The sequence below is a fragment of the Vibrio sp. CK2-1 genome (genome assembly GCF_021726515.1).
Taxonomy (GTDB): domain Bacteria; phylum Pseudomonadota; class Gammaproteobacteria; order Enterobacterales; family Vibrionaceae; genus Vibrio.
In genome coordinates, this window is record NZ_JAKKCJ010000012.1 from 1 (window position 1) to 7,069 (window position 7,069).

A 7,069-nucleotide genomic window follows, 5' to 3' on the forward strand; every position below is an offset into this window, starting at 1 on the left:
GGGTTCGCCATTCTTGGTTAGTGCGTCGTTTGGCCATTTCAAATCTCCTTTGCTGCTTTGGGTTGGAGGTTTGATCTTATTATTCGGGCTAGACGATTAGAATGCGGGGTTTATGATGCGCTTACAAACAACAGATTAAGAAACAATAACAAACGTCAAACTGAAGAGAATCGCCAAAAATTAAAAACTATTGGTGACAAAGCCAAAAAACAATTAGACAAAACGCGACTGACACATGAAGAGTTAGACAAAGCTATTGAACGCAATAAAAAGGAGCTCGACTAATTCAAAGCCCCTTGTTGTCGATACACTTTCATATCAATCGACAACAGGTACACTTTTAGCAAAGCACAGTGATCTACTGCACACTATATGCATTAGATAAACTGAGCCAAATAACTCAGTATAGAAATGTTACGAGGTCAACTGTAACGCATTAATGTACTAGTACACATTAATGGGGCTCTTTCGAGATTAAAAGTGCCAACTGTACGATGATTGAAATATTATAATTTGATTGCCACAGCAGTTCCCGTGGCGCTGACGCATATCATATTCACATTTTTTCCAGATATATCATTAACAGAATAACTAATGCCAATAACAGCATTTGCCCCTTTTCTAAATGCTTGTTGCTTTAACTCATCAGTAACGGCTGTTCGACCGTTTCTAATTATATCCTCAATGGATTTGGATCGACCTCCAAAAACATCCCTAAAACCAACAAATATGTCCTTCACAACATTTACACCATAGACACAATCAGCGTAAACAACGCCATAGCGTTCAATAACGTCCATATCAACTAAGTTAGTTTCAGTCGTCAATAATATAGGGGCTGTAATATTGTCTTGAATAGATTCGCTCTCAGCAATGGTTACATCATTCATGAAATTATCAATAGCTTGTTTTTCATTCTCAGCATTAATCTCAACATCCTGTTCGACAAATCCAAGCTTTATCAGCTTATCAATTCCTTTGTTAGCAGCAAATGTACCTAATTCAATCGCTGCAATCTCATCACCTTTAAGCAATATTGCGTATTTTTCCATACTTTCAGACTCTCAATATTATTTGGCTATTTGTCTAAGTCACTGGACATCGTGATAGATTACTAAAATTCGATATGATTGATACTACGAATGTCACAATATTAAAGTTGCTGACTTGGAATGGGCATAAGCATAACTTTCGTCATATGAATAATATTTGTGCAAATTAGTACTGATTGAAAATGCGAAATTGTTCGACGCACCTAATAATTGGCGCCCCACTTAACCAACAAAGCGCGCTAAACCTAAAACCAAAAATGCTAAGCCCCCAACGCCCAATTTATTTTTTGTTATAAAAAATCAGCTGTCAGTGATCAATTTCTCTATACGTTCTTGAACTTTAACCATTTCATGGTGAAGCTGAATACGTTCCATGTTTTTTTGTCGCTGATGCTCTGGATTTTGAGAAGCATAATAATCATACATTTTTTCTTTATTTTTTAACGAGTCTAATAAAGCTGAATTAGCATTAATTTTTGCCGACAGCTCTAATGATTTCGCTTGTCTAGATAATGCTAATTCTGATTTTTCTTGAGCTTCAGCTGATTTTTTTAATTCATTTCTGGTTAGTGATAATTCTTCTCGTTGCAATGAAAGTTCTTTTCTCTGTAAGAGAATTGCGTAAATCACACCGAGAAAAGCGAAACCAGAAAAGAGAGCATTTACAGCCCCAAACATATCGCCAAATGTACCTCTTACATCGTTAGGAAAATCGATAAGAAGGTAATAGTTTATTCCCCAAAGGGAAACAATGATTAAAGCACTAATAGAGAATACAATATTTTGCTTCATCATAATGGGATAACACCTTTTTTTATAACGCCCCAAGCAGGAGCCAGCTTAAAATTTGACCTGTTAGGCATTCGTTCTAATGTCATCCCAGAGTGCTTTAGCTACTTCCTTCATTGCACCAATAACTTCAAGCAAATACTCATGTAAGCCCTGCTCACTTTAGGGTGAGTAATCTACAAATACCAGCATGATAACCGACGAAAGTGCTTGCTTGAGCAATGCGTTAACACTATCTCTTTTTAAAGACAAAATGCCCAAAATAAATGGGTAGATTTTTTTACGCTCTACTTGACAGTGGGAGTCATACCAACGCCGTGCTCAACGGTAGTTTATAAGTATGCTGCCGTAGTTATTACTAAATTTTTGTCTGCTGCACTACATGTTAACGTCATTGCAGCGTCATTTGTCCATACTTTTTCTATGCGAAGAACATTTGTGCTTACAACTGTTTGAGTTGGATAATTAGCTTTTATAGAGTCAACAATAGAATCAACTTTGCTTATACATGACACATAATCAAGGTTTAGTGTTTTGGATGATACAGAACCTTGTTTTGGATAAGAGCCGCTTTGTACCATTCCTTTAAGCTGAGCTGGTGTATATGTTTTTTGCGCGCTGGCAGATGCACTGAATATTCCAAATGACATAAAAATCGCAATTACACCCAACTTTTTTAATTTCATTATTCTTTCCTCGTATTAGCCTAACAATTTAATAGACGGAAAAAATCCGTATAGTCTTTCCGTCTATCTTCTCAGTCACTTTTTGTAACAGCAAGCTAAATAACTAAATGTATTCATAAAGTAAGATTTATCTCATACTCATTCAGCATAAAGTGCGGAAATAATCCGTATAGTTCACCAAAGCCACTCGAGATAAAGAGCTGTGTATTTAACAAGCCCCTAAAACAAACCGAAAATCGGAGCTATCTCTCTGATTCATGCATGCCTAGCTTTCTAACTAAAAATCCAATTATTTTAATTTCAAGCTATGCAGGATTAGCAATATGTAGCATGAGGAAATATATGGAAAAAGAAAATCATTGTAGTCGTTGCAAGGTTACTGCCTAACGCATTTTGGGGCAAAAACCATTCCCCTTAACACCTAACCACCGGTAAATCCCCCCATCTCGTCGTATATTGAGGTGTTAACCTGTCACGCCTCATTGCCCATTTTTGCTCGATACCTTGCGCCGCTAAAAACACACTATCACTGCCATAACGTTGGTTTAGGCCATCTAATACTTTCATCAGTCTTGGGTCGTCCGGTTCTGGGTTTAACCAATCCATTTGAGTATGCTGACCTTCTACTAAATCAATCAAGCCAACCCCTATTTTGTAATAGCGAACATCAGGCTTAAACATTTGTTCCACCATTGCCATCACCGTTTTTGTGAGTACCGTAGTATCAGAAGTTGGATAGGCAAAACGGTGTATGCACTTATCATTAACGGGATAGGCATCATAAGGCGAACTCGCCGCAAAACACATCAGCACTTGGCAAAGCGATTGTTGTTGCCTTGCTTTGTAAGAAGCAATGGCAACATGCTTACTCAATGCTTGTTGCAATGATGGTAAATCAATAATTCGCTTCCCCACACTGCGGGTTGAGAAGATCTGCTTCTTATCGGCTTTGGCTTCATCCCACGTTTTACAAGGTTGGCCATTCAACTCTCGCACCGTTCGTTCCACTTCCACACTAAACTGACGCTGTGCTGCTTTTGGATCTAAACACGCTAAATCATACGCCGTTTTAATGCCCATAATAGAAAGCTTAGCTGTGAGCTTTCGGCCTATTCCCCATACCTCGGAGGCCGGCAGTAACTTCAACACATCGACGCGTTCTTTCTCCGTATCAAGCACACAGACCCCATGATAGCCTTGGATTTTCTTTGCGGCATGGTTCGCTATTTTAGCCAGTGTTAATGTTTTTCCCATTCCAACACACACCGGTAAACGACATTCCTTCCACACCGCACGACGAATAAGACCACCATGTTCCTTTAAACAAGGTAAAGCTTTGGAACAATGCTTAAATGACAGGAACGATTCATCAATAGAATAGATATGTTGATGAGGGGCAAAGCGCCCTATCACCGCCATCATTTTGGCCGATAAATCCGCATACAACTCATAGTTAGACGACAGCGCGATCACGCCCAGCTTTTCACATTGAGCCTGTACTTTAAAAAATGGCGCAAACTTAGGGATACCCAGCTCTTTAGCTTGACGATTAGCCGCCACAATACAGCCATCATTATTCGATAACACCACCAACGGCTTGCCACGTAGATCCGGGCGAAACACCTGCTCCGCACTGCAATAAAAAGAATTGGCATCGACTAAGGCAAACATAGGCTAGTTCGCAAACAAATAACTTGGCCGGTGACAGCGTATAGAGCGAACAACAACCCCCTCAATAGAAAACTGATCATAATCGTAGATAGAAACGGGTTGAATCTGTTCGTTTGCTGACAGTAACAAGCGGTTTTTTATATCAAGGATCTTACAAACAAACTCACCATTGAAGTTCGCCACAATAATGTCAAGATTCTTAGAGGTCTCATGGCGGTCAACAATCAAAATATCTTGGTTAAAGATGCCGACGTTCTGCATCGAATCGCCACAGGCTTTGCATAAGAAAGTCGAACTCGGGTGCTCAACCAACAAATCATCGAGCGATAAGCTCAGTTGAGAATATTCGGCAGCAGGTGACTCAAAACCGGTAATGCCGGCTCCAGCAGAAATGGGGATAACTTTCATAGCAAACACCTAAAAATAACACTGTACAAAAACACAGTGTTATTTTTAAGGATATTGATAGAAAAGGCAAGAAGATAAAGTGGATTAACCACCACTACACGACCACCGCTGTGCTGGTAATTAAGTAAAGCCAAACTCATGTTGAGGCATAGGTATGTTAGTCATGCTCGGCACTGACACATCTCTGGACATAAGCGTGTTAGCGACCTTTCTAATTTAGGAATCAATTGATTATCTCAGGTATGGTAATCCTATTCTTTATTGGTTAAATTGAGTGAACGACTACAGGGAAATTCGATAGCATTTTTAATCTTCCCTCATAACTCTAGCGAGACCTTCATCGAAGTCTCTTGAACAATCAGGACAAAAAGTCTCCTCGAAATCAGCTCGCCATATGATATCTTCCGAAAAATGACCACAGAAGCTTGCTGTGTGAGCATCAACATACTGTTTCCATTCAAATAGTTCTTGCAGATGTTTCTCTATCGCCTCAACATTAATCTGTAGAGATGACAGGTACGCTTTATACTCTCTCAAGGACTCAATGTACTCGTCATAGCCTTTTAAGAATTCTTCGATCTCGTCTTGATCGTAGACTGCCATTCTTTCCGTAATCTTATCTTTAAAATCAGAATGTTCTATATGTTGGGTGTAGTCTTTGTATTGTGTCCAAGAATCAACGAATCGTATCTTTTCAGCATGATCACCAAGAATGAGCTTGAGTTCTATCTGTTCTTCTTTAGGGCAGCAGATCACTTCAATCGCTTTGTGATCAAAGTAGAAACCAGTCTCATCTACATAGCGCCACTCTCGTTCCCATGTAAAGCCTTGCTTTGGTGATGTTTCGCCAAGCGGGTGCGCTAGAGCTTTAAGTGAATTTAGAAGGGACTCTGTGTCTTCAGACTGAGTGGATTCGGACATGGCAAACAACTGACCCAATAGGTCATTGTCTAGATAAATGGTCGGTCGTACTTTACTTTCAACCATATAGGTTTTACTAAATCCAACCCCATACTCCATTTTTTCGTCATCTCGACGCTTTGATATAGCAACAAATGCACCAAGGGCAAAGATAGGAGTCTCTGTAAAGCAGGCAATCTTATGCTTAAAAGAGTCTGTCTTGGAGCCATTTGGCACTTGAGATCGGATCAGTCCTTCGCCCTTGCACCTCCCACCTTTTAGAATACTTTTAATTGCATCTCTTCCAGTCATGTGTATCAGAAAGTTAGACATGTCAGGTTTTAGTTTTGGTTCTATTTCGAATGCTTTCATGTAGGTGAGACCTGCAAAGGTTATAGCTTTGGTAGCGGATTCTAAAAAACTGCTGTGAAATTTAATGCGCTCTAAATATTGGTCTGAAAGACTACATTCTCAAAGTTATGGTACATACCCTTTTTAATTCCATACTTTTCAAACACGTAACTTTGTATGTCTTGCATTTGATTACGGTTTATCTCACAGTCAGCAATATAAATATGGCCTTGGGCTTCCATTTCAATTGGGTCAATTACAGGTATGTGCCTACCGCACTGCTCTAGGAACTTGGAGTGCTTAAGAAGTGAATAATTTATGGATTGATCATTCAGAATAAACTGAGTTTGACCAGAATAAACATTAACAATGAATGCTCCATCAAGTGAGTTTCTAAAACGAAAAAACTGACTCTCTGTAAAGTAGTAACAATTTTTCGCCTGATCTGATTTGCTTGCGAAGTCTATAATTGGCATACAGCCGTAAAATGTCGAGATGAACTGTTTAACCTGTGTAGATGCTGTTACACCGCTAGCTATTACAAATAAAAAGCAGAATTGGCTCTCTGTAGCATCTTTTTGTTTTTTAAGCTGACTGTTACCCTCACTGATAATATTCGCGATTTTTCCAGTGTATCCCGTCAACTCACCATGTTGAAACACATCCCCCTTATCTAAAGCTTGGTTCTGTTCAAGTTGTAGTTCTTTTGAATCAAACTTGGCTTTAAGCTCTATCAAAACCCGTTCAAAGCTATCGATAAGAAAGTCTGGTGTTTTTTCACTTGATTCAGGGATTTTTTTGATAGACATAGACAGTCTTTCAAAAAATTCAATTACCTCTTTTTCATAGTTCTCGTTTTTCATTATACCTTCCAACGTTGTTCTAACGCTTAATCATTGAATAAGGCAACCTTAAGCACAAAAAATATTGTATCGTTAATGTGCTGTTTGTCGCTATCCTTATGAAGCTACTTGGTATGTAGTTAAGTGAACATAGGGTGACAGGGCACCTGCCATGCAGCTCACCCCAATAGCCCAGATTGTTTCTAGGGTTGAGAGTTTTGTTGTTAGTTTGCACTGATAGACTGTAAGCGCATCATAAACCCCGCATTCTAATCGTCTAGCCCGAATAATAAGATCAAACCTCCAACCCAAAGCAGCAAAGGAGATTTGAAATGGCCAAACGACGCACTAACCAAGAATGGCGAACCCT

Annotated in this window: 7 protein-coding genes; all 7 read right to left on the reverse strand. The window is 39.2% G+C overall.

The window, feature by feature from the left end:
• Positions 1-506: 506 nt before the first annotated feature.
• Positions 507-1,052 carry a YbjQ family protein gene (locus L3V25_RS16440; RefSeq protein ID WP_237296521.1) on the reverse strand — a complete coding sequence of 182 codons (546 nt, stop codon included), beginning with the start codon at positions 1,050-1,052 and terminating at the stop codon, positions 507-509.
• 300 nt (positions 1,053-1,352) lie between these two features.
• Entirely contained in the window at positions 1,353-1,847 is a 495-nt protein-coding gene (locus L3V25_RS16445; protein WP_237296522.1) for a hypothetical protein, read from the reverse strand.
• A gap of 326 nt (positions 1,848-2,173) precedes the next feature.
• Complete coding sequence (locus L3V25_RS16450) at positions 2,174-2,527, reverse strand: hypothetical protein (protein ID WP_194091614.1); 354 nt, start codon at positions 2,525-2,527, stop codon at positions 2,174-2,176.
• Positions 2,528-2,941: 414 nt separating this feature from the next.
• Positions 2,942-4,198, reverse strand: coding sequence for a Y-family DNA polymerase (locus L3V25_RS16455; protein WP_237296523.1), 1,257 nt, complete (start codon positions 4,196-4,198; stop codon positions 2,942-2,944).
• A gap of 3 nt (positions 4,199-4,201) precedes the next feature.
• On the reverse strand, positions 4,202-4,606 hold the full coding sequence (umuD, locus tag L3V25_RS16460; protein ID WP_089138384.1) for a translesion error-prone DNA polymerase V autoproteolytic subunit: 405 nt from the start codon (positions 4,604-4,606) through the stop codon (positions 4,202-4,204).
• Between the two features lie 306 nt (positions 4,607-4,912).
• Entirely contained in the window at positions 4,913-5,878 is a 966-nt protein-coding gene (locus tag L3V25_RS16465) for a hypothetical protein (protein ID WP_237296524.1), read from the reverse strand.
• Between the two features lie 71 nt (positions 5,879-5,949).
• Positions 5,950-6,720, reverse strand: coding sequence for a hypothetical protein (locus tag L3V25_RS16470; RefSeq protein WP_237296525.1), 771 nt, complete (start codon positions 6,718-6,720; stop codon positions 5,950-5,952).
• Between the last annotated feature and the right edge of the window lie 349 nt (positions 6,721-7,069).